Consider the following 25,111-nt stretch of genomic DNA (forward strand, 5'->3'; position numbering starts at 1 on the left):
CCCTGATTTCAGGGGAGGTGGATTTGACGCCGCTCAGGCGTCAAAGACGGTGGGGTTAAATACCGCTGCTTTAACCCCACCCGGCCCTTCGGGCCACCCTCCCCTGAAATCAGGGGAGGTGCTAAAGCGCGAAGCCGTTTCCACTTAAAATCATACCGCTCTAAAACTTCTTCGACAGGGTAACGAAGGTCGAATCGCCGTATTTGGCCCCCAGATCGCCCTTGTCCGTCGTGGTATAGGTCAGGCTGACCAGAAACTTCGACGTCACCGCATAGCTCATCCCGGCCAGATAGCTGGTGTAATCTACACTCTCCCGATTGTGGCGGAAGCCGTTGGCCGCCTGAACCGTCAGTTTCGGCGTCACCTTGTAATCCAGCCCCCATTCGGTAAAGGTCGCCTGCTTTGCCTTGCCATAGTTGTCCGGCGAATAGGCCAGATTGAGCTTGGCCGTCAGGCGCGCGTTCAGCTTGCGCGCGGCATTGATCTCATACTCCATAAACTCGTTATCAATGCCGGTTTTGGTGCCGTTGTACTGCTTGAAGATGGCGCGCGACGTGACGTCATTGCCCAGCCACTTCGATTTATACCCGATCAGAAGCTGGGTCTGGTTATCGACCCCGGTCGTGCGGTCACGCATCGACTTGTACAGGAAGCCGCCAAACACCTTGCCATAGGCGGCCTGACCGCCCACCGTGTATTGCGGGCGGCCTTCGGTCTGGCTGACGGCGCGATAGATGCCGTCGCTGAGGGCTTTGATTTCCGCCGAGTATTTGACCGTTTCGGCCTGAACGACCACCGGCAAGGCAAGAAGCAGGGCGGTGGGCAAAAGAAGGCTATTCGCAGACATGAGGGTCTCCGTTGGCGAAACCGCGGCGCAGTCTCGCATTCATCTAAAAAGAAGGGATTAAAAAGGACCCGTGCCGAAGGCTCGAACCGATACACTGGCACGGGTCAGTCAGAACGGAACCTTGGGGGGACACGGCCGGGGATGGCCGGAAGCTCCGTTCTTTAAGGGTCAGTCCGCGCTCTTTTCGCCGAACTGGACGCCGGCCGGAGCCCCGTGGATGGCCATGACCGGTTCGGCCACAGCCACGGGCTTGCCACTCAACGCGGCGCGGAAGGTGTCCATATCCACTGACTTTTCCCAGCGGCTGACGACGACGGTGGCGACCGCATTGCCGATAAAGTTGGTGATCGAGCGGCATTCCGACATGAAGCGGTCAACGCCCAGAATAATGGCCATACCGGCGATGGGCACGGTGGGCACCACCGACAGGGTGGCGGCCAGGGTGATGAAGCCCGCGCCCGTCACCCCCGCTGCACCTTTGGACGACAGCATGGCGACCGACAGAAGCAGCAGTTGTTGCTCAAGCGACAGGTGGGTATTGGTGGCCTGAGCAATAAACAGGGCCGCCAGCGTCATGTAGATATTGGTGCCATCAAGGTTGAACGAATAGCCGGTCGGCACGACGAGGCCGACGACCGAACGCTTGCAGCCCGCGGCCTCCATCTTTTCCATCAGGCTCGGCAGGGCCGATTCCGAGGACGAGGTGCCGAGCACCAGAAGAAGCTCCGCCTTCAGATAGCCGATCAGCTTGAAGATCGAGAAGCCGTTGGCGGCACAAACGGCCCCCAGAATGACGATCACAAACAGGGCCGAGGTGGCATAGAAGGTGCCGACCAGCGCCGCCAGATTGACGATGGAGGCGATGCCGTACTTGCCGATGGTGAAGGCAAAGGCCCCGAAGGCACCGATAGGCGCGGCCTTCATCAGGATCGACACCATTTTAAAGATGGCGTGGCTGACGGTTTCCAGCAGGTTGACCAGCGGTTTGGCGCGCTCACCGACAAAGATCAGCGAAATGCCGAACAGGATGGCGATAAACAGCACCTGAAGGATATTGCCTTCGACAAAGGCCGAGGTGAAGGTCGTCGGGATAATGTCCATCACGAAGCCGATCAGGCTCGTTTCGTGCGCCTTGGCGGCGTATTCGTCCACCTTGGCATTGTGCAGCGTCGCCGGGTCGATATTCATGCCGTGACCGGGCTGCACCACATTGGCGACGATCAGGCCAACGATCAGGGCCAGGGTCGAAAAGGTCAGAAAGTAGGCAAACGCCTTGCCCGTGACCGCGCCGACGCCTTTCAGCGAGCCCATGCCGGCGATGCCGGTGACGATGGTCAGGAAGATGACCGGCGAAATGATCATCTTGACCAGCTTGATAAAGCCGTCGCCCAGCGGTTTCAGCGCCTCGCCGGTCTGCGGGTAAAAGTGCCCGATGGCTGCCCCCAGAGCGATGGCGACCAGCACCTGAAAATAGAGATGGGTGTAGAAGGGACGCTTGCGCGGCGCGGTCGCGGTCAGCGTGTCCGTAGGGATATGCATCTGCATGGGTGTTCCTCGACCCTTTGGTGGTTTTTGTTAACCCACCATAATCCGGCACCACCCCTGTGCCCACAATTCGGCCAATTTTCATTAATTCATTGAAATATAGAAAATTATAGCAATGGCAGGCCCTTATTTTGTGTGGAATTTCACACACACCATCCAGACATTGTGCGAAATTTCGCAAAGGTTTATGATAGCCACATGTTCCTTGTGCCGCGCAAGATTCGACTGCCTCTACTGATCCTCGCCGGCCTTGCCTGTGTGGCCGGTCTGGGTCTGGCCCTGTGGGGCGTCTATAGCCTGAGCTATACCGGGGCCCTGCGCAGTGTCTCTGAGGGCGTCGAAACGCGGGCGCGGTTGCGGGCCGCCGTCCTGCAAAGCGAGATGGAACGGCAGGCGACGGTCGCTCTGGTCCTCAGCGACGACAGCGACGTGACCGTCGCGCTACTCGGCAACCGGCCCGCGCTCTATAGCGGCGTCTCCAAAAAGCTGGATCGTTTGCGCACCCAGACGCGCAGCGCGGTCATCTATATCATTCAGGCCTCTGGCCAGACGGTAGCGGCCAGCAACTGGGCCCTGCCCGTCTCCTTCGTCGGCAGCAATTACAGTTTCCGCCCCTATTTCCGCGAAGCCATGACCAAGGGCACGGCGACGCAGTTTGCGCTGGGCACGGTCAGCCGCAAGCCCGGCCTGTTTTTCGCCCGCGCCGTCACGGACTCCGGGCGGCGGCTCGGCGTGGTGGTGGTGAAGATGGAGTTCGACCCCATCGAGGCCACCTGGAGCGGGCTGGGCGAAGACACCTACGTTACGGGCCCCACGGGCGAGGTCTTTCTGACCGCGCACCCTGAGCGGCGCTTCAAACCCCTCCCTTCCCTGACGGACCGCCAGATCGACACGATGATCGACCTGCCCGGCCTCGGCTGGAAGCTGCACGTCATCAGCAGCGATCAGGCGGCGCGCGATACCGCCATCGCCGCCACCCTGACCGGCGCTCTGGCCTTCGGCCTGCTGGGCACGCTGAGCGCCTGGCAATGGCGGCGGTTGCGGCAGAGGCGGCTGTCGGCGGCGCGCGAAGCCGAATACCGCGAACGGCTGGAGCGCGATGTGGCCGCCCGCACCGAGGCCCTGAGCGCCACCAATGACCGCCTGTCGAAGGAGGTGCGCGAACGGCGCGCCGCCGAACGCCGCCTCAGCCGCCTCCAGGCCGATCTGGTGCAGGCCAACAAGCTGGCCAGTCTGGGGCAGATCACCGCCGGCGTGGCCCACGAAATCAATCAGCCAGTCGCCACCATCCGCGTGCTGGCCGAAACCGCCGCCAGCCAGACCCCTTCAGTGCGTGGAGCGAAGGCGATCATTGCCGAAAATCTCAACGCCATTATTCGCATGTGCGACCGCCTCGGTCACATCACCGGGGAATTGCGCACCTTTTCGCGCAAGGCCTCCAGCGAGGTTGCGCCCGTATCCCTGAAAGAGGCGGTGGACTCGTCCATCCTGCTCAATGAAAGTCGCCTGCGCGACCACCGCGTAAGCCTCCGTTGCGATCCCATCGACCCGGAATTGCGGGTTATGGCCAGCCGCGTGCGGCTGGAGCAGGTGCTGGTCAATCTGCTGCAAAACGCCTTTGAGGCGCTGGAAAGCGTATCCGATGCGCAGGTGCACATAAGCCTCAGCATGAACGGCGATCAGGTGCGCTTGCGCGTCGCTGATAACGGACCCGGCCTGCCGCCGCAGGTGCAGGCACAACTGTTCACCCCCTTCGTCACCACCAAGCCCAAGGGGCTGGGTCTCGGCCTCGTCATCGCCCACGATATTCTGCGCGATTTTGGCGGGGCGCTCAGCGCCGAAAGCTCTGAGACCGGTGCCACCTTCATTCTGACCCTGCGTAAAGCCTCATGACCCCTGTGACCGCGCCCCTGATCCTGATTGACGACGATGCTGACCTGCTGGCGGCGCAAAGTCAGGCTCTGCGCCTCGACGGCTTTAGCGTGCAGGCCTTTGCCAGTGGTGCCGACGCCCTGAAAGCTCTGGATGCCAGCTTTCCCGGCGTGGTGATCACCGATGTGCGGATGCCGGTGATGGACGGGCTGGAGATCTTTGCACGCATCCGCGCCATAGACCCCGACCTGCCGGTGATCCTGATGACCGGGCACGGCGACGTGCCGATGGCCGTGCAGGCCCTGAAGGACGGGGCCTATGATTTCCTGTCGAAGCCCTTTGCGCAGGACGATCTGCGTCAGAGCGTGCGCCGGGCCTTACAGACGCGCGAACTGGTGCTAGAAAACCGCCGCCTGCGGCAGGCCCATGCGCAACTGGCCGATCAGGACAGCCGCTACCCGCTGCTGGGCGATTCCGCCGTCATGACCCATCTGAAAAGCGTGGTGGTGCGCGTCGCCGAGGCGGAGGTCGATACGCTGATCAGCGGCGATACGGGCGTGGGCAAGGACCGCGTGGCGCGCGCCCTGCACGCCCTCAGTGCCCGCAAAGGCCGGGCCTTTGTGCATATCGGCTGCGCAGCTCTGGACGAGGAACGCTTTCAGAGCGAGCTGTTCGGCAGCGAAACGGGCCTGCGCCCCGGTGCCCCACGCCTGATCGGACGCATCGAAAAGGCGCACAGGGGGACGCTGTTCCTCGATGAGGTCGAGGGGCTGACGCTCAGCCAGCAGGCGCGGCTTTTGCGCGTGCTGGAAACGCGCGAGGTGTGGCCGGAGGGGGCCGAAAGCCCGCGGCAGGTCGATATCCGCGTCATCGCCGCCACGCGCATTGATCTGGTGCAGGCCGTGCGTGACGGGCGGTTCCGCGCCGATCTCTATTACCGCCTGAGCGGCGTGACCCTGCGCGTGCCGCCGCTCAGCGAACGGCGTGAGGACATTCCACTGTTGTTTCAGCACTTCCTGCTGGCGGCGGCGGCGCGCCTTGGCCGCCCGGCCCCGCGCCTCAGCCTTCAGGTCCAGAGCCACCTGCGCCAGCACGACTGGCCCGGCAATGTGCGCGAGCTGGAACAATATGCCGAACGCTATGCGCTGGGCATCGACGACAGCCTGCCGGGCAACGATGCCGATGCGCCCGGTCTGGCCGAACAGGTGGCGCGCTACGAAGAGGCCCTGCTGCGCGAAACGCTGGAGCGCCACGAAGGACAGGTGCGCAGCGTGATGGAGGCACTCAAACTGCCGCGCAAGACCTTCTACGATAAGGTCAACCGCTATGGCATCGACCTGAATGTCTATCGGGGGCGATAAACTTAACGCAAAGAAAAAGGGCGAGGTTTCCCCCGCCCTTCATGCGTCTTTGGGTGTGAGAACGCCTATGCGCCTTTTTTCAAGCGGCTGTGCCACTTGCCATAAGAGAAATAGACGACCAGGCCAATCGCCATCCAGATCAGGGTGAAGACCTGGCTCTGGATCGGCAGGCTGTAGAAGATGAAGGCGCAACCCGCGATAGCCGCAATGCCGACCAGCAGATAGGCCGGCGTCTTGAAGGTGCGCGGCAGGTCCGGGAAACGGCGGCGCAGGATGATCATCGACAGGGCCACGGCGATAAAGGCGATCAGCGTCCCGGCGTTCGACAGGGCGGCGATCTCTTTCAGCGGCACAAAGCCGGCAAAAATGGCCACGAAGATACCGGTGATCAGTGTGATCAGAGCCGGTGAGCCCTTCTTGTTGACCTTGGCCACCGCCTGCGGCAGCAGGCCATCGCGCGCCATGACGAAGAAGATGCGGCTCTGACCGTACATCATCACCAGAATGACCGACGGCAGGGCGACAATGGCCGCCAGACCGACCAGACCAGCCACCATCGGATAGCCGATTTCCCGCAGGATATGCGGCAGAGGCTCGGCGCTGTTGGCGATTTCCTGAAACGGCGCGACGCCGACGGCCACCGCGGCAACCAGCATGTAGATCAGGGTCGAAACGGCCATGGAACCCAGAATGCCGATGGTCAGGTCGCGGCCCGGCTTCTTGGCCTCTTCGGCCGAGGTTGAGACGGCGTCAAAGCCGAAGAAGGCGAAGAAGACGATGGCGGCGGCGGCCATGATACCGACCTTTTCGCCGCCGATCTGCTGACCGATAAAGCCATAGGGGGCGAACGGGTCGTAGTTTCCGGCCTGAATGGCGGGCAGGCCCAGGACGATAAAGGCCCCCAGTGCGACGATCTTGATGATGACCAAAAGGATGTTCAGCGTGGCGCTTTCGCGCGCGCCGATCATCAAAAGGCCCATCACCGCCAGCGACACCAGCACCGCCGGCAGGTTGACGAGGCCGCCCGCGTGCGGCGCGTTAAGCAGGAAAGCCGGTAATTGCAGGCCCATCCCCTCATTCAGCCAGCCGACAAGGTGCGCCGACCAGCCGACCGCCACGCTGGAGCAGGCCAGCGAATATTCGAGGATCAGCGCCCAGCCGACGACCCAACCCGCCACCTCACCGATGGCCGAATAGGTATAGGTATAGGCCGAACCCGCGGCGGGGATCAGGGTGGACATTTCGGTGTAGCACAGGGCTGCGCAGGCGCAGACCAGACCGCACAGGGCAAAGGAGACGAGCACACCGGGCCCGGCCAACCCCGCCCCCACGCCGGTCAGCGTGTAGATGCCGGTGCCGATAATACCGCCGATGCCCAGCGCCATCAGATGCGGCCAGCTCAGCGTCTTAGCCAGCGCCTTGCCGTCTTCTTCCGCCCGATGCAGCGGTTTTAGCGGTCCAAACAATCCCATGAAAAAGTCCCTTAAACAAGACGCCGCAGCGTCGATCCCCGTTTCGTATACGATTTGTGTCGCTTTTATTGCGACTGTCAACCGTCCAGTTGACGGTCGCACTACACTCGTATCAAACGCAACTTTTAAAGCTCGCGCAAGCGGGCCTGTACATGCAATGGCCCGCCCTGTGGCCGGATCACCACATCTTCGCCCTCAACGACCGCTTTTTTGCCGTTCACCGTGACCGAAGCCAGTCGCATGTCTTTCGGCACCCGCAGGCGCAGACGCACCTCTGACGGCAGGGTCGCGCCGCTCAGGCGGACGTCGCCCGTGAGCGTGAGTCCCTGTCTTTGCAGATGCAGATCGACCGGCCCCCAGCGCGTCGGCGCGCCGGTAAGGGCGATGGGCTGTTCGGACGCAAACCATTGGCGCGGCACGGCACGCCCCAGCCATAGGGTGTCTTCGTCCGACGACTCGAACACCAGCGCCCAGCGCACCAGCTTGGGGATCGTCAACTGCGCCGGAATACAGAACAGCGGCAGGCCGCCGGTGATGCCCGTGACCTCCCCCGCCACCCAGGTGCCGGGCGTATGCGAATGGTAGCGGTGCGAATGCAGGAACAGCAGATATTCCTCGATGCGATCTGAACGCAACAACTGCTGGGCATAGCCGTAAGAGATAAAGCCAAGCTGGTCGCGGCTGTCGTCGCTGGGCGGACCGAAGTTGGCCAGCACGCCGATGGCCGTGCCGCCATGCCCACGCACGGCGTTGATGACCGTCTGCGCCAGATCGTCGGGCAGGACGTCGGCGTGCAGCAGTTCGGCATAGGCGCGGTGCGCCCAGCCCTGCTCATTACCGGTCTTGGTGCGAGCGGATTCGATCATGGCCTGACGATGGGTCAGTGTGGCCCCCGGCAGGATGGCCACATAGGGCGGTGTCAGGTCATGGCGGATATGGGCGCGCAGAGTCTTGACCAGTTGCGCCTGAAGCGTGTCGGCGCGCCTCTTCCAGTCGGCGGCCTGCCCGGCCCGCTCTGGCGCAATAACGGCCCACACCGCCGCGATGTCACGCCAGCCACGCACGGCGAAGGCCGAGTTATTCCAATAGGGTTTCCACCACACCGAGGGGTCCTGATGCAGGCAGGCGTCGGACTCGCTCCAGCCGTCGAGCAGGCCGAAACCAGCGTCACCGGCTGGCTTTTTCAGCGCCACGTCGTGCAATTCGGTGAGGATGACCGCCGTGTTTTCGATCTTACCCGCAAAGCGTTTCAACGTCACCATATCGCCCGTATAACGCAGATAGCGCGCCAACAGGCTGAGGGTCAGACCGAACTGCGCTACCTCCGGCCCGCGCATATTGATCTGCCCGTCGTCGAAGACGAACTCGTCGAAATAGTTGATCAGGACAGCCCTGGCCTGATCAAAACGCCCCCACTCCAGATTGGCATAAAGCGATGAGGTGAAGGTGTCCTGAAACCCGTCATATTCCGAACCGAAATAGTCGCGATCGACCACGCCGTATTTGGGATAGACGCCTTGCGGGCGCACCATCAGCTCCTTGGCAAAGGCATGGCTGACCATGTCCGACAGGGCGGCATCGGGGATGTTGAGCTTCGCCTGATCCTTCAGGCGCGCCTGCCAATCACCGGCCAAGGTCAGAAGCCCTTCATAAAAGGCCTCGGCAGTCGGTTCGACGCGGCGTGGCGGGAACGGGGCGTAGGAATGGCCGAACGCCGTCTTGACCGGCTTGCCATGGTCGTACTGGATGGTGCGGTGCCAGGTCTGCACCACCAGCTTATCCGTCGCCGTCACGTCGGCAAAGACCAGCAGGTCATAGTGCCGCGTCGGTGAAATTTCGATGATCTTGTGAACGGCGGGCAACCAGCCGCCCAGCAGCCCCTCCCAGCGACGTTTGACATTGTCGTCACCGCTCAGCTCAGGAAACACGTGTTCGGGACGAAAGGTGCGCGTGCGCCCGTTGGGGAAGATGGGCATGGTGTCGCCCTGCTGCATGGTGCCGACAAAGGTCGTCCACGGCATCCGCCACCACAGCGACTCACGGGTAAAGTTCCAGCCAGCGGGCGGGGCCGCCCGACGCACCTCATCGGGGTCCGGGTCGTCGCCGTGCGCCAGCAGTTTATCGGCCAACAGGTCGGCATCGGCCTGACAGATGTCTTTCAGCGCCAGCCCCAGATAGGCGGGCGTGATGTCGTCAAACACGGCCTCCGGACGCTTCGACAGGGAAAACGCCCCGTTGTCTGAGGTGAAGACGATCGGGCCGTCGCGGCGTGTCTGATCCTCATAGACAGTCCATGACGTACCGTGCACGGTAAACTGCGCCAGTTGGGTCAGACCGTCGGTTCGCACCGCGCTCGGAGCTTCCAGTGCGGGCAACAGGGGCGAAGCCGAAGCCGAAGCCGCCGTAAGGCCTGCCGTTCCCGCGAGCGATCCCTGTAAGAAGGCACGACGATGAAATCCTTGGGGCATGAACTGGCTCACTGACAAAAAGATGGCGGCAAACCGTCACGCAATCGGGTTTGCCGCCCAGGGGGGACCCCGCCCGGCGGTGGGGGGAGGAGAAACCGCCGGATGAAATGGGGAAGTTTAAGATACAGAAGCGCGTCAGGCCCTTAAGGCACCGGCGCTCCGTGCGGGCGGAGCGCCGGGGTCCTCATCAGAACTTGGCGTTGAAGCCGACGAACACCATACGGCCCAGCGGATCATAGACGCCCGGATAGGTGTTGCCGTTGCCGAACTCCGTCAGAAGCGCGTCGTACATGTACGGCGGCGTCTTGTCGAAGAGGTTGTTGATACCGACGCGAGCCACGACGCCCTTGGTAACGTTGAAGGTCGCAGCGACATCCACGTAGCTGTATTCTGGGATCTTGGCATCGATGGTCGATTTGGTGCCCGTCAGGAACGGCTTGCCGGTGTTGGACGCCAGCTTGACCACGCCCATATAGCGCCAGTTAACGGAGACGGCGGCCGGGAGGTAGAACTTGTCACCCCAGGTCGTTTGCCAGGTGGTACGCAGCGTGTGACGCCATTCCGGGGCGGGCTGACCGCAAACCGGACCGAACAGGCCCTTACAATCGTAGGAGCCGCCATTCGGGATGGCTTCGGTTTCCAGCGACTTGAGCAGTGTGCCCGTCAGGTTGAAATTGACCGAACCGTAGTCCTTTTGGAATACGTCTTCGGTTTGCAGCGTGTAGGCGGCATTGACGTCCCAACCCTTGGTTTCGAGATAGCCGGTATTGACGTTGGTGCCGACGATGTAGCCGCCGTCTGCGCCCGGACCGAAGATGGCGCCGGTCAGCGGGTCGCGATGGATCAGACCGCAGAAGACAGGGTTGCCGGTCTGCACGCACTGGGACAGGGCGACGGTCGGGCTGATCGTGCCGATATAGTCTTCGATACGCACTTTGAAATAGTCGAGGCTGACCGACAGGCCCGGCACGAAGCGCGGGGTGAAGACGACGCCATAGGTGGTGGTCTTGCCGGTTTCCGGGTTCAGGTTCGGGTTACCGCCGCCCTGACGCGTACAGAAGGTCGCCGGGCAATCCGGAATCGTCTTCGCGTTATATTGAGCCGTCGTGGCCCCCGTGCGCAGACATTGCTCCAGCGTTGCGCCGCTCTGGGCAATGCCGTTTTGCGAACAGGGATCGGTCGCAGCAATATTGCCGTAGGACTGAGCCGCAAACAATTCACCGGCATTCGGCGCCCGCATGGCCTTGTTATAGCTGGCACGCAGCAGGACGTCGGGCACGGGCTGATACTTCAGTTCGTACTTATAGGTGTCGGCGTCCTTTTCACGCTCAGGATTGGCGCTGTTCGATACCTTGATCGTCGAGGTCCGATAGCCCAGGGCCAGAGACAGTGAGTAGATGAAGGGCTTGTCCTGAACGATAGGGGCTTCAATTTCGGTGAAAATTTCGTCCGTGGTGATCACGCCGTCCGAATTGACGGAACCCGCATCGATCTGCACCTGATCGAACTTGGTGACCGTCGTTTCTTCGCGGTGTTCGGCACCCAGAACCACCTGAAGGCCTTCTGAGGCCCAGGGCGATGTCACCCCATAAACGCCCAGATCGCCGCTGATATAGCCAGACAGGACCTTCATGTCCTGATCATTGGCGGTGAAGGTCGGCGAATAGATGAAGTTATAGCCTTCTGTAGACGGGCCGTTGGCGCTGAAAACGTCGATCGGCTTACAGCCACCTGAGGTGTCCTTACAGACGATCTGACCGCCCACCGTAACAGCCTGAAGCGCCTGCGCTGCCTTGTTCTGATTGATATCGTTCTGATAGTTGCTGCGTTCACGCGCGGTGACGTAGCTGTAGTTCACATCATAACGGAAGGCTTCGCTGAGCGTGCCGCGGAAGCCCAGATTAGCCCGGTAATAGGTATGACGCATGTCATTGCGACGGCCTTCGCCGCCCACGCCACGCAGCGCCACCCAGGTGGTCGCATTCCCGGTCGTGTTCCCGTTACACAGAAGCCCGCGTTGCTGCGTGCTGAGGAAAGGGTTGTCGCAGTTGACCGTAAAGGCGCGGCCCGTCCAGATACCCGACGGCGCAACCTGCGACACCGACACGTCGTCCATGAACATGAACGAACCGTAGGCTTCGATCTTCTCATTGACGGTGTAGTTGAACAGGGCGCCCGCCGTGTACCGTTCGCTGTCGCGCAGGATATAGTTATCCGGCGTATAGTTATAATAGAAGTCCGGGCCGTCCGTGACCCAGGTCTTGGAACCGTCCATCGCGTTGGCATACTGCACACCCGTTGGATTGGTATTGGTCGAGGTACCGCCAGCCGGCGTGTAGGTCAGCGGGCGGAACGAGCCGTACGCATGGGTGGCCGAGCCGCCACAGACATAGGCCGTGCCGGCGGGCGCAACCGAGGCCGGCGGATAGTTGATGGCACAGTTCGAATAGTCGTACTTATCCTGACGCACAGGGTCCATCTTGCGGTAACCGAAATACCCCGCGACATTGCCCTTGCCATCTTCAAGATTGGCACCCATCGCAATGTTGAAGTCGAATTTCTTACCGGTCCAGACGTTTTCCGGCGCGAGCTTGTACTTTTTGTCCGACTGAATCTTGCGCAGATAGCCTTCGTCATTGTGGTGATTATAGATGCTGTACTGCGCGTTCATGCGCACGCCGTCGAGGTGCTTCATGAGGATGAAGTTGACAACACCGGACATGGCGTCAGAGCCGTAGACCGAAGACGCCCCACCCGTCAGCACATCGGTGCGCTCAACCAGCGCCGACGGTACGAAGTTGAGGTCCATCGCCTGCGTCGGCAGGAAGCGCTGGCCGTCGATCAGAACGAGGCTGCGTCCACCGCCAAGGCTGCGCAGGTTGACGGTCGCCCGGCCGCTCGATCCGTTAGAGCCGTTTTCGTTAGCGGCCGCTTCGACCTGCGGCAGCTTGGTGAGGAAGGATTCTACGGCCACCGCGCCCTGAAGCTGGGCTTCCTGCGCATCGACCGTGGTGATGGGCGAGGCGCTCTTGAGGTTGGGACGGCGGATACGGGTGCCGGTGACCACGACCTCTTCGACGGCCTCACTGGCACCGTCCGCCTGCGCCATGGCCGGCGCCGCCATCCAGCCGGTGAAAATGGCGGAGGCCGCCACACTACTCATGATCAATGCCCGAGTCGTACGCTTGTTCATCTTAATCCCCTTGAGTGTGCGGAGAGGACGGGTTCCCTCACCCTCCGAAACATTTCTGACACAATCGAGCTAAACATCGTTGCTGGAGATCGTCAAATATATTTTATACGATTTTGCCACATAAAGTATACAGTGGACAAGGTGCGGCTTTTTTGCCAGCCTCTCCTCATCGCGTCGCAGGAAATCTGATGTCTGATCACCCCCATCCCCTGCCCGTTCATAATCGCCCGGATCGCGCCACGTTTGAGCAGGTTATCCGCCCGGCGCGCCACCCCGCCCTTTTGAAAGGCGTCGTGGCGCACTGGCCTGCCGTATATTGCGGGCTCACATCGGATGAGGCACTGGCCGACTACCTGCTGAGCCACGACAGCGGGGCCCCGGCCGGGGTGTATGTCGCACCGCCACAGGCCAGGGGCACGTTTTTTTACGGCTTTGATACCCATGTCACCAATTTCAGCCACGGCCCGGCGACGATGGCCGAGGTACTGACGCGCCTGCTGGGTGAACGCGGCAAGGCCGACCCGCTGGCCATCAGCCTGCAATCGACGCCCATCGCGTCGCAAATGCCGGGCTTTGGTGCCGAGAACCGGCTTGACCTTCTGCCCGATGTCGCCCCGCGCATCTGGATCGGCAATGCCGTGGTGACGCGCACCCATTATGATCTGAATGACAATATTGCCTCCGTCGTCGCCGGGCGGCGGCGCTTCAGCCTGTTCCCGCCGGAGCAGCTCCCCAACCTCTATCCCGGTCCCTATGAACGCACCATCGGCGGCGTGCCGGTCAGCATGGTCGATATCGACCGCCCGGACCTCAGCCGCTACCCGCGCTATGCCGAGGCGCAGTCGGTGCGCATGGATATAGAGCTTGAGGCCGGAGATGCCCTCTATATCCCCTACGGCTGGTGGCATCAGGTGCGTTCGCTGTCGCCGTTCAATGTGCTGGTCAACTACTGGTGGGACGCGGCGGCTGTGCCCGATGCCGCGCCATCCGACGCCTTTTTGCACGCCATCCTCGCTATCCGTGACCTGCCTGAGCACGAACGCGGCGTGTGGCGCAACCTGTTCGCGCACTATGTGTTTGGCGAGAATGGCGACCCGGTGGCGCACCTCAGCCCGCGCGACAAGGGCCTCTATGGCCCGCTGGACGCTGCCATGCGCCGCAGGCTGAAGCGCCAGTTGCAAAAAGCCCTCGAAGACAAGCCTAATCCGTAAGAGCCAGAATATCCTGATAAAGTTTAGCCGGGATAGTCACGCTGCCTGCCGCATGGGTCCGTTTACGCGCCTCATAGCGACGTTGCGACGGCAGGCGCGCGCCCTGCCCCACAATGGCGTCGAACAGCGCCTCGGCCCGGCCCGCATGATGGGCGTAAGACCCGCCCATAAAGGTTTCGGGGTCGATGGCCAGCAGCAGTTCACCGTGATAGGGCGTCGCCCCCTGCTCCGCATCATAGGCATAGGATTCCAGACTGAGGAAATCGCCGATCAGCGGCCCGGCCATCAGTTCGATCATCGCCGACAGGGCCGAGCCCTTATGCCCGCCAAAGGTCAGCATGGCCCCGGCCATAGCGGCCTCGGCATCGGTCGTTGGCTGGCCGTCGCTATCGAGCGCCCAGCCTTCGGGGATGGGCTTGCCCGCCCGGCGGTGCAGTTCGATCTCTCCACGCGCCGCGGCACTGGTGGCGAAGTCGAACACGAACGGCTCCCCTTGCGGACGCGGCCAGGCAAAGGCCAGCGGATTGGTGCCGAACACGCCCTTGGTCCCGCCATGCGGCGCGACCCACGCGTGGCTGGGCGTCATGGCCAGCCCCACCAGACCTTCGGCGGCAATGGCTTCGACCTCCGGCCACAGGGCCGAAAAGTGATAGCAATGATTGATGGCGAGAGCCGCGATCCCTTGCGTGCGTGCCTTTTCCGCCAGAAGCGGCAGGCCACGCTCGAACGCCAGCAGGGAATAGGCCCCCTGCGAATCGGCCCGCACCAGCCCCGGTGCCGCGTCACTGATCAGCGGTTCAGCGTTCGACACCTTACCCGCCCGGCGCGTCGCCACGCAGACCAGCAGGCGATAGAGCCCATGCGAGTGACATTCGTCGCGCTGCCCGGCCACAATGGTCGCGGTGATCGCCTCGGCATGGGCCTCGGAAAAGCCGTTGCCGATCAGGGTGCGCAGGCTAAGCGCGCGGGCGTCGTCGAGAGTCAGGCTTACGCTATCGGTCATCTTGTCACTTCGGTTTCGGCAGGGTGTCGGGTCGCGCATTCCACGCCGGCGTCGCTTCGCCTTGCAGATGGCGGATGAAGAAGTCGTACTGACGGCGCAGGCCGTAATTGACGTCGCCTGTGTTGCGCAAGGCACCGTGGCCTTCGTTCGGCACCACGATCAGATCGAAATCCTTGCGCGATTTGATCAGGGCATTGACCACCTGAAGCGTCGAGGCCGGATCGACATTCATGTCCAGCTCACCGACGACCAGCAGCACCTCGCCTTTCAGTTTATGGGCATTTTCAACCCCCGAAGCGCGGGCATAGCTGGCATCGACGGGCCAGCCCATCCACGCCTCGTTCCAGCCGATCTTGTCCATGCGGTTGTCGAAACAGCCGGCATAGGCCACGCCGGCCTTATAGAAGTCAGGATATTCCTCCAGCGCGCTCAGTGTGTTCTGCCCGCCAGCCGAGCCGCCATAAATGCCGACGCGGCTGATGTCGTAAGACCCGTATTTGGCTGCCACCGCCTTATGCCAGGCGATGCGATCGGGGAAACCCGCGTCCTGAAGGTTCTTCCACGCCACATCGTGGAAGGCCTTGGATCGGTTCTGCGTGCCCATGCCGTCGATCTGCACAACGATGAAGCCCATATTGGCCAGAGACTGCATACCGATCACCTTGTCGCCGCTGGAGTGCGGACCAAAGGGCCAGAAGGTCTTGGGCACAAAGGACGAGTGCGGCCCGGCATAGATGTTTTCAATGACCGGGTAGCTTTTATGCGGGTCGAAATCGGTCGGGCGCACGATGACGCCCCAGATGTCGGTCTTGCCATCGCGCCCCTTGGCCGTAAACACTTCTGGCGGTTTGAAGCCCGCTGCCGTCAGGCGCGAAATGTCACCGCTCTCGACGGTGGCGACGAGGCTGCGGTCCGCTACCCGGCGCAACTCCATCACATTGGGCAGGTCCACCCGCGAATAGGTGTCGGTATAGTACTGCATGTCGGAAGAGAAGCTGACGTCGTGCCAGGCCGGGGCCGTAGTCAGCGGCGTCAGGTTCCTGCCGTCAAAATCAATGCGGTAATAGTGCTGGAAGTACGGGTCTTCACCCTTGCGCATCCCATTGGCCGCGAAATAGATTTGACGCGCCTTGTCATCGACCTTCAGCACCTGACGCACCACGTATTCGCCTTTGGTGATCTGGGTCTTCACCTTACCGGTCGTCGCATCGTACAGATAGAGATGGTTCCAGCCGTCGCGCTCCGACATCCAGATCAGTTCACGCCCTTCGCCCCCCACATCGTAGCTGTAGCGGCGGCTGTAGGTATTGATGAAGGTGTCCGAGCGGTCCTCGGCCACGACCCGCGTCCGGCCCGTTGCGGCATCGGCCTCAATCAGACGGTAGAACTGATGGCCGCGCTGATCGTATGCAAAGCGCACTCCCCGGCTATCCTTGCGCCAACTCAGAGCGTCCGTCGCCATCGGATTGGGGAAGAGATCGGTGGGAACCTCTATCCGGCGGCGCGTCGCCACGTCGAACAGCACGGGACGGTCGATGTCGATGGCGTCGCCGGGCTTCGGGTAAAGCTGGACATCGACCTTGGGCTGCACCTGATCGGTGGGCGAAGAGATCACCCGCACCACTTCACGACGGAAGCCCGGCTGCACACGCAAGGCGACGATCTTTTGCGAGTCCGGCGACCACTGGATCGACTCCGGATCGTAGAACAGTCCCTGCGAGCCGTCGGTTGACAGGCGGATGGCCTCGCCCCCGGCTTTATGGCGGATCACGAGGTTGAAATCCTCGACAAAGGCCAGCCACTGACCATCCGGCGACGGCTTCGGTGTATTATCGGCGGGTGATTTGAGATCACGCACCACGCCCGAAAAACCGCGATCCTGCCTTCGGTCCACGGACTTTTCGCACGCATAGGCCACGAGATCGCAAGACCACATCGCCTCGTCCCAGCGGATGGCGACCTTTTGGCCGCCATCGCTGAACTGCGTCATCGAAAAGGGTGGCGTGAATGGCAGGGTCAGGCCCGTAAAGTGTGTACCGGCCGCGGCGTTGAAGGCCGCCGCCAGACGGTCGTGGTCAAAGGCCAATTGCTTTTGTCCCGTCGCCGCATCCATGCGGACGAATTGAAAGCCCCCTGCGACCGATTTGCGGTAGACGAAGGTTTGCGTGCCCTCGATCCACTGCGCGGGCTCGGCAATATCGCGCGTCAGACCCGACCACGCGTCGCGCAGGCCAATGGCCTTTTCATAGTCGGCCACCTCAGGCCCGGCCCATGCCAGCGGAGCCCCCGCCAGCGGCGCGAGCAGCAGCGTGGCGGCTATGACCGCCGTTATCCTGTTCTTCATCATCTCTGCTCCTACCTATTTGCCAGAGGCCGTCTTGGCCACGACGCGCGCCTTTTCTGCCGCGATATAGGCGCGCATTTCGCGCTCGAACGTCGTCAGCGGCACCGACCCCATGTTGAGGATGGTGTCGTGGAAGGTGCGCTGATCGAAGTCCGCGCCCAGTTCCTTTTCGGCCAAAGCCCGCATCTCCCGCATCTTCAGTTCACCGATCTTGTAAGCCAGAGCCTGACCCGGCCAGGCGATGTAGCGGTCCACCTCGTTCTCGATATCGAGCTGCGCCAGTGCGGTATTGGTTTTCAGATAATCAATGGCCTGCTGACGGCTCCAGCCCTGCGTATGCAGACCAGTGTCGATGACCAGACGGCCGGCGCGCCACATCTCAAAGGTCTGGCGGCCGAACTCTTCGTAGGGGGTCTCATAGATGCCCATCTTGGTGCCCAGCCATTCGGTGTACAGGCCCCAGCCTTCGCCATAGCCGGAGAAGCCGGTCGAGCGGCGAAAATCCGGGCGCGGCGGGGCTTCAAGGGCGGCGGCGGCCTGATAGGAGTGGCCGGGCGTGCATTCATGCAGGGTCAGGGCCGGCAGGTTGTACAGCGGGCGCGACGGCAGGTCGTAGGTGTTCATCAGGCACGAATCGAGCCCGCCACGCCCCGACGTATAGATGGGGGCCACGGCGTCCGGCACCGGCAGGATGGCGTGGCGATAGCGCGGCAGGACGGCGAAGAAATCCTTCAGCTTGCCGTCGGCTTTTTTCGATACATAGGCCGAGTAGGACAGAAGTTCACGCGGCGTCTTGGCGTAGAATTGCGGGTCGGTGCGCATAAAGACGAGGAATTCCGGGAAGGTGCCGGTGAAGCCGGAGCCCCGCATCGTCTTTTCCATATCGGCGCGGATGCGGGCAACCTCTTTCAGACCCAGTTGATGGATCTCTTCCGGCGTCATGTCGAGCGTGACGAACTCACGGATGCGCGACTGATAAAAGGCCTTGCCATCGGGCAGTGACCAGGCGGCGAAGTCGCGGCGCGCCCTGGGCTGATACTCGGTGCGGAAGAAGGTCAGGAGCTTGCTGTATTCAGGGACCGCGACACTGCGGATGACGGTCATCGCCTCGGCCTTCAGGCGGGCCTGCTCCACCGCCGGGATGGCTTCGGGCATGTCACGGAAAGCGTCATACAGCGGATTGGTTTCATCGGCCCGCGTGTAAGGCTCCATCGTCTTGTCGCGGCCGATGGTCGAGACGTAGGGAACGGTATAGCCGCGCTTGACACCGGCCTTCATATTGACCGTCTGCTCGCCGAAATAGCGCGGAATATCGCGCAGGCGGGCGAGGTAGTTCGAATACTCCTCGACAGTGCGGAAACCCTGACGCGCGTTGAGCGTCCAGAAGAAGGTATCGGAATTGAACGGCGCCTCGTAGGTCCTGAAGCGGATATTGTCGGCCTGAGCCGACACCGAGGCGAACCACACCTCGGCATTGATGCGCTCCTCATGCGACAGCTTATCCAGCGGAATTTGGCTGTACTCCGCCAGCGCCCTGTCCCAGTAGGCCAGACGGCGGGCATAGGTTTCCGGCGTCACCGACGGCAATTTGGCCCCGGACGCGCCGCGGCCCGGTCCTGTGCGGTCAAACTCCGCCTGACGCCAGGCCCATTCCGCCTCATAAAGGGCCTTGATATTGGCATCAGCCGACTGCGCAGCCTGATAGGCGGGCGGGGTTGCCGGCATCTGAGCCGCCGCCGCGACGGGCAAGACGGACGCGCTGGTCAGTAGACCGAGGGCGAGAAGGGTTGAAACCCGAACAAAACGCATCATCATAGCAAGCCCCTTATGTTGAATTTAGCCCCATAAATTGTATGTTGTATACGATATACGCATAAGTCAACTCTCTCCGTCGTCTGATTTTAACTTTTAACGAGGTTTGCCACGTCGCTGAAACCGAAGGGACATAAGCGGTTGCAGGGCAACTGTCCGCCCAACGCTCTCAGGACTAGTGACTCACGGGACTGAGCGTGAAGCCATAGCTCAGCGGCGCGTTGGGGATGCGGTATTTGACGTGCGGACGCCCGACTGTGTTCCAGCCCGTATCGCCGCCCACCCCCGTCTGAAGCGCGTCGATCATCAGCGTACCGTCGCCATGCGGCGCGATGTCCGACGAATGGCGCTGCCCCACCGGCTGCTGATAGAGGTCCTCGACCGGGAAGGCCAGGGCATTGGCTGACAGGGGCTGATGACCGGTGACGCGCACCCCCTGCCCCGTCGCCGTGGTCAGAGCCATCCAGCGCACATCGGTCTTATTGCCCGACTCCTGCGGCCGGGTGTAGTTGTGGTACTGATCGGCCACCTTGCCCTGATAGAGGCTGATCGCCGCCCCGGTCTTGCGGTCAGCATAGGATTCCTGCGGCCCGCGCCCGTACCACTGAAGATCAGTCAGGGCCGGGCTGGTCGCAAACTTCAGACCGACGCGCAGCGGATCGGGCAGGTCGTCACGCAGCGGCACATAGTCGGCCTTCACGTCCAGAGTGCCGTCGCCATAGAGGTGCCAGCTGGTGGTAAAGCGCACCGAGCCTGCCCCGACGCGCCAGCCGACCTTGACTTCGCCCGTCTCAGAGACCTCCAGTGTTTCCAGCGTGCGCTTCTCGCTGAGGGTCTTCCAGATGGCGTGGCTGGTGACGACACCCGTGCCGATGTCATTATCGGTCGGGCCGCGCCAGAAATAGGGCGTGCCACCGCTCAGAAGCACCTGCCCGTTGACGGCATAGGCCGTCAGCAGGCCGGTCTTCGCATCGAGCGTCAGGCGCGACGGCCCGGCGCTCAGTTCGACCGTTGACGCCGTGCGGGTGACCTTCACCGGCCCGCTGGCGGTCAGGGCTGCCGGGCGCGCTGTCTGAAGGACAAACTGCGTCCAGCCCATCGAGCTGCCTTTCGGCACGCCCGGCATACGGTCATCGGCAGCCACGGCCGAGACGGTCAGCACATATTCGGCTGCCGGGTCATAGCTGACGGCACCGAGATCGAGCGGCACCGCCGTACGCCCTGCCGCCGGGGCATTAACGCCCGTCAAGGTGCCGGTCTTCACCGTCACCCCGTCCTTTTCGAGTTTCCAGCCAAAGGCATAGCCCGACAGGTCGATCAGGTCGTTGCGATTGACGACCGTCAGCGTCCCCGTTTTGGGATCGCCTTCGAACACCACCGGCGAATAGACCTTCTGAAGCTCGTAATATTCCGGGTCCGGCGTGCGGTCGGCCTGCACCACGCCGTCACCGATGGTCGAATCTTCCTGCCACTCACCGGTGGGGAAGTCGAAGCCCTGCGCCCAGTAGTCGCGGCCTTTTGCATCCTTGCGGATCACCGCCTGATCGACCCAGTCCCAGATAAAGCCGCCCTGAAGTTTCTTATAGGCGCGGATCGTCTCCCAATAGTCTTCCAGATTGCCCAGACTGTTGCCCATGGCGTGGGCGTATTCGCACTGGATCATCGGCTGGCTGTAGCGGCTGTCCTTTGCATAGTCGGCCATCTTGACCGGGCTGTCGTACATGGGGGCGTAGATATCGACATAGGCGTTGGAACGGTGCTCCTCGCCGATCGTGCCATAGCCCAGAAAGTTGAGCAGGCGCGTCTTGTCGTGGCCGCGCACCCACTTTGCCGCGCGCTCAAAGGCCGGACCGATACCCGCCTCATTGCCCAACGACCAGAAGACGACCGAGGTGACGTTCTTGTCGCGTTCGACCATGCGCGACACTCGATCGAGGTGCGCCGCGTACCAGTGCGGCTTATAGCCGAGTTGCGCCTTATAGCGCTGATCGATGTCGCGGATCATGGCCATATAGGTATGGCTCTCGATATTGGCCTCATCCATCACATAGAGGCCGTATTCATCGGCCAGATCATAGACGTGCGGATCGTTGGGATAGTGCGACATCCGCAGCGCATTGACGTGCGCCTGCTTCATCAGCTCCATGTCCTTGCGCGTCGTTTCCGGCGACACCACGCGGAAGGTATAGGGGTCGTGCTCGTGGCGGTTGACACCCTTGATCATGACGCGCTTGCCATTGACCTGCACTTCGCCGTCACGGATTTCGATAGTGCGAAAGCCGATCTTTTTCGCGGTGGCCGAGACCAGCACACCCTTGGTATCACGGTATTCGATGACCATGCGATAGAGGTTCGGCGTCTCCGCCGACCATTGCCTGACGTTTTTGATCGTGCCCGAAAGCCGGGCCGGCTTATCCGTGGTGGCGCGCCCCCTGGCCGTCAGCACGACCGTTTCGCCGTCATACAGGGTGGCGGTGATCGTCCCCGCCCCCTTGACGCCTTTCAGCTCGGCCTCCAGCGCAAAGACACCGTCCGTATAGGTCTTATCCAGCAGGGCCGTGACCGTATAGTCGCCCAGCCGCGTTTTCGGCTCGGCATAGAGATAGACGGAACGCTCGATGCCCGACAGCCGCCAGAAGTCCTGATCCTCAAGGTAGGAGCCATCGGCATAGCGGTACAGCTCGATACTGATGGTGTTTTTACCCGCCCGGACATAGGGCGTCAGGTCAAATTCCGACGGCAGTTTGGAATCCTCGGAATAGCCGACCTTCTGGCCATTGACCCAGATATAGTAGGCTGCGCCCGCCGCACCGATATGCAGGAAGACATCCTTGCCGCTCCAGTTGGGCAACTCAAAATCGCGACGATAGGACCCGACCTCGTTCACCTCGTGACGCACATAGGGCTCATTGGCCCCGAACGGATAGCCCGCCCCGCTGAACAGCGGCACGCCATAGCCCTGCGCCTGAAGGATGCCAGGCACCTGCACCGTGCCCCAGCCGGACACATCGAAGTCGGGCTTGTAGAAGTCCACCGGGCGGGTTTCCGGCGTTTTAGACAGGGCGAATTTCCACGTGCCATCCAGCGTCAGATAGTTGGCCGAGGCGGCCATCTGACCCGCCACGGCCTTGTCTACGCTCTCATAGTTGAAGAAGGTCGCCTTCATGGGCAGGCGGTTGACCGCCAGCACTTCCGGCTGTTCCCACTCGGCGCGACCGCTGACATCGGGCGGCGGGGCATCGGCTATGGCTTTAAGCTCAGCCGCCGTCTGAGCCTGCCCGCCGGTCGCCGCCAGCAGCGCCAGACACGAAACCGATACCGCACACAGGACGCGGCGCGCCCCCACCTTGCTGACCATGATCTGCCCTTATTTTACAGGTTCAGGACAGATTATTATACCGTATACAATATGGCAATGACTTGTTTAGCTTTACAGCCTCACAACCGGTCGATGGCTGGTTGCGGTTCGGTAAACCATTTCGCCCCGGCCTCCGTTACGTACATATGGTCTTCCAGACGGATACCGAAGCGTTCCGGCACCACGATCATTGGCTCATTCGAAAAGCACATGCCCGGCGCCAGCGGCGTCTTGTCACCGCGCACCAGATAGGCCGGCTCGTGGATGCTCAGGCCAATCCCGTGCCCTGTGCGGTGCGGCGTGCCCGGCAACTGATAGTCCGGCCCCAGCCCATGCTTTTCCAGAATGGCGCGCGCCGCGTAATCGACGCTCTCGCACGGCTTGCCCACCTCGACAGCGGCAAAGGCGGCGGCCTGCGCTTCCTTTTCGATGTCCCAGATGCGCTGCTGCTCCGCCGTGGCCTGCCCATAGACATAGGTGCGGGTGATGTCGGACGTATAGCCCTGCACGTAGCAACCCGTGTCGATCAGGACGAGATCGTTTTCCCTGAGCGTCTGCACCCCCGGCAGGCCGTGCGGATAGGCGGTGGCGTGGCCAAACTGCACGATGACAAAGCTGTTGCCCGCCGCCCCCATCCGGCGGTGCGCCGCCTCGATAAAGTTGATCACCTCGGTCGTGGTGATACCCTCTTTGAGGATGCGCGCCGCCGCCCGGTGCACGGTTTCGGTCATCGACTTGGCCTGCTGCATCAGGGCCAGTTCCGCCTCGGACTTATACATGCGGCAGCCATTGATCACCGCCGAGGCCTCGCGCACCTCAAGGCCGGTTTCGCGCATCAGGCGGCTGACCATCTCGAAGCTGATGGCCGGATCGACGGCCAGCACACCCCCGCCCAGGTCCTGCATGGCGGCGTGGATCAGGGCGTGCGGGCTCTCGTCCTCCTGCCACAGGCGCAGCTCCGCCGGGATCTTCAGATCGGCCTCCAGCGACCCGCGCTCGAAATAGGGGCAGATGATCAGAGGCTCGCCTTCGACCGGCAACAGCATGGCCACCAGACGTTCCGACGCGCCCCACGGCACCCCGGCGAAATAGCGCAACGACGCCCCGGCCCCGACCAGCAGCGCCTTGGCCCCCAGATCACGCGTCAGACGCCGTGCCTTGTCCAGACGCGCCTGATATTCATAGTCGCCGATGGCCGCCGCGGCCTGCGGCGGGCTCAGCTTCGCCAGTTCGGCCTCGATGGTGGAACCGCCAATGCTCATAGACATACCTCTTATGCGAAACGCTTGATATCAAAGGCCTGCGGACCGGTGCCGCTTTCGACCATGTCGGCGACGATCTCGCCGGTAACGGGCCCCAGTGTCAGGCCCAGATGCTGATGCCCGAAGGCATAATAGAGATTCTGCGCCTTGTCGCTGCGCCCGATGGCCGGCAGATAGTCCGGCAAAGTCGGACGAATGCCCATCCAGTGCGCCGCCTCGCCCTCCATCGGCAGGCCCAGATCGCTGACGTGCTGCCGCAGCCTTTGCCATTTGCGCGCGTCCGGCGGCGCATCGGGCTGGTTCAGTTCGACAAAGCTGGCGGCGCGCAGGCCGCCCTCAAAGCCGGTCACGATCATCGAACGGTCTTCGAACACCACGGGCGGCATCCCTGCGGGCCAACCGTGCGGCGCGCTCTGGATATGGTAGCCACGCTCGGCGATCAGCGGCACAGCGTGACCGATCCCCTGCATCAGCGGTTTGGACCGCGCCCCGGCACAGACGATCACGGCCTCCGCCGCACGCATCAGCCCGTCATCGCACGCGACCTGTGCATGGCCGTCGCGCAGGCTCAGCCCCACCGCGCTTTGGCGCACAACCTGCCCGCCTGCGGCGAGGTAGGACGCTTCCATCTGCGCCAGCAGGCGCGCATTGTCGGCGACCTGCCCCGTATTCTCAAAACGGATACCACCATATAAAGGTCGCGGCGTCAGGGCCGCCACCGCCGCCCGCTCATCCGGCGTCAGGACATGAAAGCGCGCGGTTCCGGTATCCGTATCACGCCACGCCGCCAGACCGGCCTTGGCCGAGGCCTCGCTCTCCCAGACGACATAGTGGCCGTCTTCGCGGATCAGGTCAGGCGCCCCTAGCGATTGCACCAGCCGTCGCCAGGCCGGCATGGCCTCGCCCATAAGCCCGGATAGGGCCACCTTGCCGTGCGCAAAGCGCGTCGGTTCGGCTGCGGCCATCAGTCGCAGACCGAAGGGCAGCCACGCCGGAACCCCTGACGGCGGAAAGGATAAGGCCCCGCCGCGCGCGAACCAGCGCCGCCACGCGCTGCGAATCAGGCCCCATGAGGCCAGAGGCTCCACCTGTTCGATAGCAATATGGCCCGCATTGCCGTATGATGCGCCTTTCCGGGGGGAGTCCGGGTCCAGCAAAATCACATCGCCGCGGCGTTTGTGGAGTTCCAGGGCGATGGACAGACCGACGATTCCGCCCCCGACAACGATAACCTTAGACAAATGCACGTTCCTTCTTGCGCCGCATCATTGCATATTGTATACGGTATATATTCTTACGCAAGCAGTTGGAGTAAACAATGAAAGTCGATTGGCGCGGCGTATTCCCGGCGGTCACCACACAA

General features: G+C 62.3%; 14 protein-coding genes. 3 read left to right on the forward strand and 11 right to left on the reverse strand.

Annotated features, from left to right (window positions below):
* Positions 1-160: 160 nt before the first annotated feature.
* Entirely contained in the window at positions 161-847 is a 687-nt protein-coding gene (locus tag Q0072_RS13065) for a TorF family putative porin (RefSeq protein ID WP_298330893.1), read from the reverse strand.
* 168 nt (positions 848-1,015) lie between these two features.
* A complete protein-coding gene (locus Q0072_RS13070; protein ID WP_298330896.1) occupies positions 1,016-2,392 on the reverse strand; it encodes a dicarboxylate/amino acid:cation symporter in 1,377 nt (458 codons plus the stop codon).
* Between the two features lie 198 nt (positions 2,393-2,590).
* On the opposite strand from Q0072_RS13070, the gene Q0072_RS13075 reads away from it, so the two are divergent.
* Positions 2,591-4,285: an ATP-binding protein gene (locus Q0072_RS13075; RefSeq protein WP_298330899.1), complete on the forward strand. Its 1,695-nt coding sequence runs from the start codon at positions 2,591-2,593 to the stop codon at positions 4,283-4,285.
* On the forward strand, positions 4,282-5,625 hold the full coding sequence (locus Q0072_RS13080; RefSeq protein WP_298330902.1) for a sigma-54 dependent transcriptional regulator: 1,344 nt from the start codon (positions 4,282-4,284) through the stop codon (positions 5,623-5,625). Before Q0072_RS13075 ends, Q0072_RS13080 begins: the two co-directional genes overlap by 4 nt.
* A gap of 65 nt (positions 5,626-5,690) precedes the next feature.
* Here the strand turns inward: Q0072_RS13080 and Q0072_RS13085 are convergent, their stop codons facing one another.
* From Q0072_RS13085 to Q0072_RS13095, 3 genes are all read right to left on the reverse strand, one after another.
* Entirely contained in the window at positions 5,691-7,097 is a 1,407-nt protein-coding gene (locus Q0072_RS13085; RefSeq protein WP_298330904.1) for an amino acid permease, read from the reverse strand.
* A gap of 125 nt (positions 7,098-7,222) precedes the next feature.
* Positions 7,223-9,565, reverse strand: coding sequence for a Tat pathway signal protein (locus Q0072_RS13090; protein ID WP_298330907.1), 2,343 nt, complete (start codon positions 9,563-9,565; stop codon positions 7,223-7,225).
* Between the two features lie 187 nt (positions 9,566-9,752).
* Positions 9,753-12,758: a TonB-dependent receptor gene (locus Q0072_RS13095; protein ID WP_298330910.1), complete on the reverse strand. Its 3,006-nt coding sequence runs from the start codon at positions 12,756-12,758 to the stop codon at positions 9,753-9,755.
* Between the two features lie 188 nt (positions 12,759-12,946).
* Between Q0072_RS13095 and Q0072_RS13100 the strand changes: the two genes are divergently transcribed.
* The gene (locus tag Q0072_RS13100) at positions 12,947-13,969 is read left to right on the forward strand and encodes a cupin-like domain-containing protein (protein WP_298330913.1); all 1,023 of its coding nucleotides are present in this window, start codon (positions 12,947-12,949) and stop codon (positions 13,967-13,969) included.
* On the opposite strand, the gene Q0072_RS13105 is transcribed toward Q0072_RS13100, so the two are convergent.
* The 6 genes from Q0072_RS13105 to Q0072_RS13130 all read right to left on the reverse strand — a co-directional run bounded on the left by Q0072_RS13105 (position 13,959) and on the right by Q0072_RS13130 (position 24,989).
* Positions 13,959-14,972, reverse strand: a complete 1,014-nt coding sequence (locus Q0072_RS13105; protein ID WP_298330916.1) for an Ldh family oxidoreductase — start codon at positions 14,970-14,972, stop codon at positions 13,959-13,961. The genes Q0072_RS13100 and Q0072_RS13105 overlap by 11 nt on opposite strands.
* A gap of 4 nt (positions 14,973-14,976) precedes the next feature.
* A complete protein-coding gene (locus Q0072_RS13110) occupies positions 14,977-17,316 on the reverse strand; it encodes a S9 family peptidase (RefSeq protein ID WP_298330919.1) in 2,340 nt (779 codons plus the stop codon).
* Between the two features lie 15 nt (positions 17,317-17,331).
* Positions 17,332-19,131: a DUF885 family protein gene (locus Q0072_RS13115; protein WP_298330924.1), complete on the reverse strand. Its 1,800-nt coding sequence runs from the start codon at positions 19,129-19,131 to the stop codon at positions 17,332-17,334.
* Positions 19,132-19,303: 172 nt separating this feature from the next.
* The gene (locus Q0072_RS13120) at positions 19,304-22,486 is read right to left on the reverse strand and encodes a glycoside hydrolase family 2 TIM barrel-domain containing protein (protein ID WP_298330926.1); all 3,183 of its coding nucleotides are present in this window, start codon (positions 22,484-22,486) and stop codon (positions 19,304-19,306) included.
* Between the two features lie 80 nt (positions 22,487-22,566).
* Positions 22,567-23,748, reverse strand: coding sequence for a Xaa-Pro peptidase family protein (locus tag Q0072_RS13125; RefSeq protein ID WP_298330928.1), 1,182 nt, complete (start codon positions 23,746-23,748; stop codon positions 22,567-22,569).
* 11 nt (positions 23,749-23,759) lie between these two features.
* On the reverse strand, positions 23,760-24,989 hold the full coding sequence (locus tag Q0072_RS13130) for an FAD-dependent oxidoreductase (RefSeq protein ID WP_298330930.1): 1,230 nt from the start codon (positions 24,987-24,989) through the stop codon (positions 23,760-23,762).
* Positions 24,990-25,111: the final 122 nt, after the last annotated feature.

Origin of the sequence: Asticcacaulis sp. (genome assembly GCF_027484505.1) — a bacterium.
Taxonomy (GTDB): domain Bacteria; phylum Pseudomonadota; class Alphaproteobacteria; order Caulobacterales; family Caulobacteraceae; genus Asticcacaulis.

Coding starts and splice junctions, on each gene's coding strand:
- Q0072_RS13065 (WP_298330893.1), bottom strand. CDS start 847: ATGTCTGCGAATAGCCTTCTTTTGCCCACCGCCCTGCTTCTTGCCTTG.
- Q0072_RS13070 (WP_298330896.1), bottom strand. CDS start 2,392: ATGCAGATGCATATCCCTACGGACACGCTGACCGCGACCGCGCCGCGC.
- Q0072_RS13075 (WP_298330899.1), top strand. CDS start 2,591: ATGTTCCTTGTGCCGCGCAAGATTCGACTGCCTCTACTGATCCTCGCC.
- Q0072_RS13080 (WP_298330902.1), top strand. CDS start 4,282: ATGACCCCTGTGACCGCGCCCCTGATCCTGATTGACGACGATGCTGAC.
- Q0072_RS13085 (WP_298330904.1), bottom strand. CDS start 7,097: ATGGGATTGTTTGGACCGCTAAAACCGCTGCATCGGGCGGAAGAAGAC.
- Q0072_RS13090 (WP_298330907.1), bottom strand. CDS start 9,565: ATGCCCCAAGGATTTCATCGTCGTGCCTTCTTACAGGGATCGCTCGCG.
- Q0072_RS13095 (WP_298330910.1), bottom strand. CDS start 12,758: ATGAACAAGCGTACGACTCGGGCATTGATCATGAGTAGTGTGGCGGCC.
- Q0072_RS13100 (WP_298330913.1), top strand. CDS start 12,947: ATGTCTGATCACCCCCATCCCCTGCCCGTTCATAATCGCCCGGATCGC.
- Q0072_RS13105 (WP_298330916.1), bottom strand. CDS start 14,972: ATGACCGATAGCGTAAGCCTGACTCTCGACGACGCCCGCGCGCTTAGC.
- Q0072_RS13110 (WP_298330919.1), bottom strand. CDS start 17,316: ATGAAGAACAGGATAACGGCGGTCATAGCCGCCACGCTGCTGCTCGCG.
- Q0072_RS13115 (WP_298330924.1), bottom strand. CDS start 19,131: ATGATGATGCGTTTTGTTCGGGTTTCAACCCTTCTCGCCCTCGGTCTA.
- Q0072_RS13120 (WP_298330926.1), bottom strand. CDS start 22,486: ATGGTCAGCAAGGTGGGGGCGCGCCGCGTCCTGTGTGCGGTATCGGTT.
- Q0072_RS13125 (WP_298330928.1), bottom strand. CDS start 23,748: ATGAGCATTGGCGGTTCCACCATCGAGGCCGAACTGGCGAAGCTGAGC.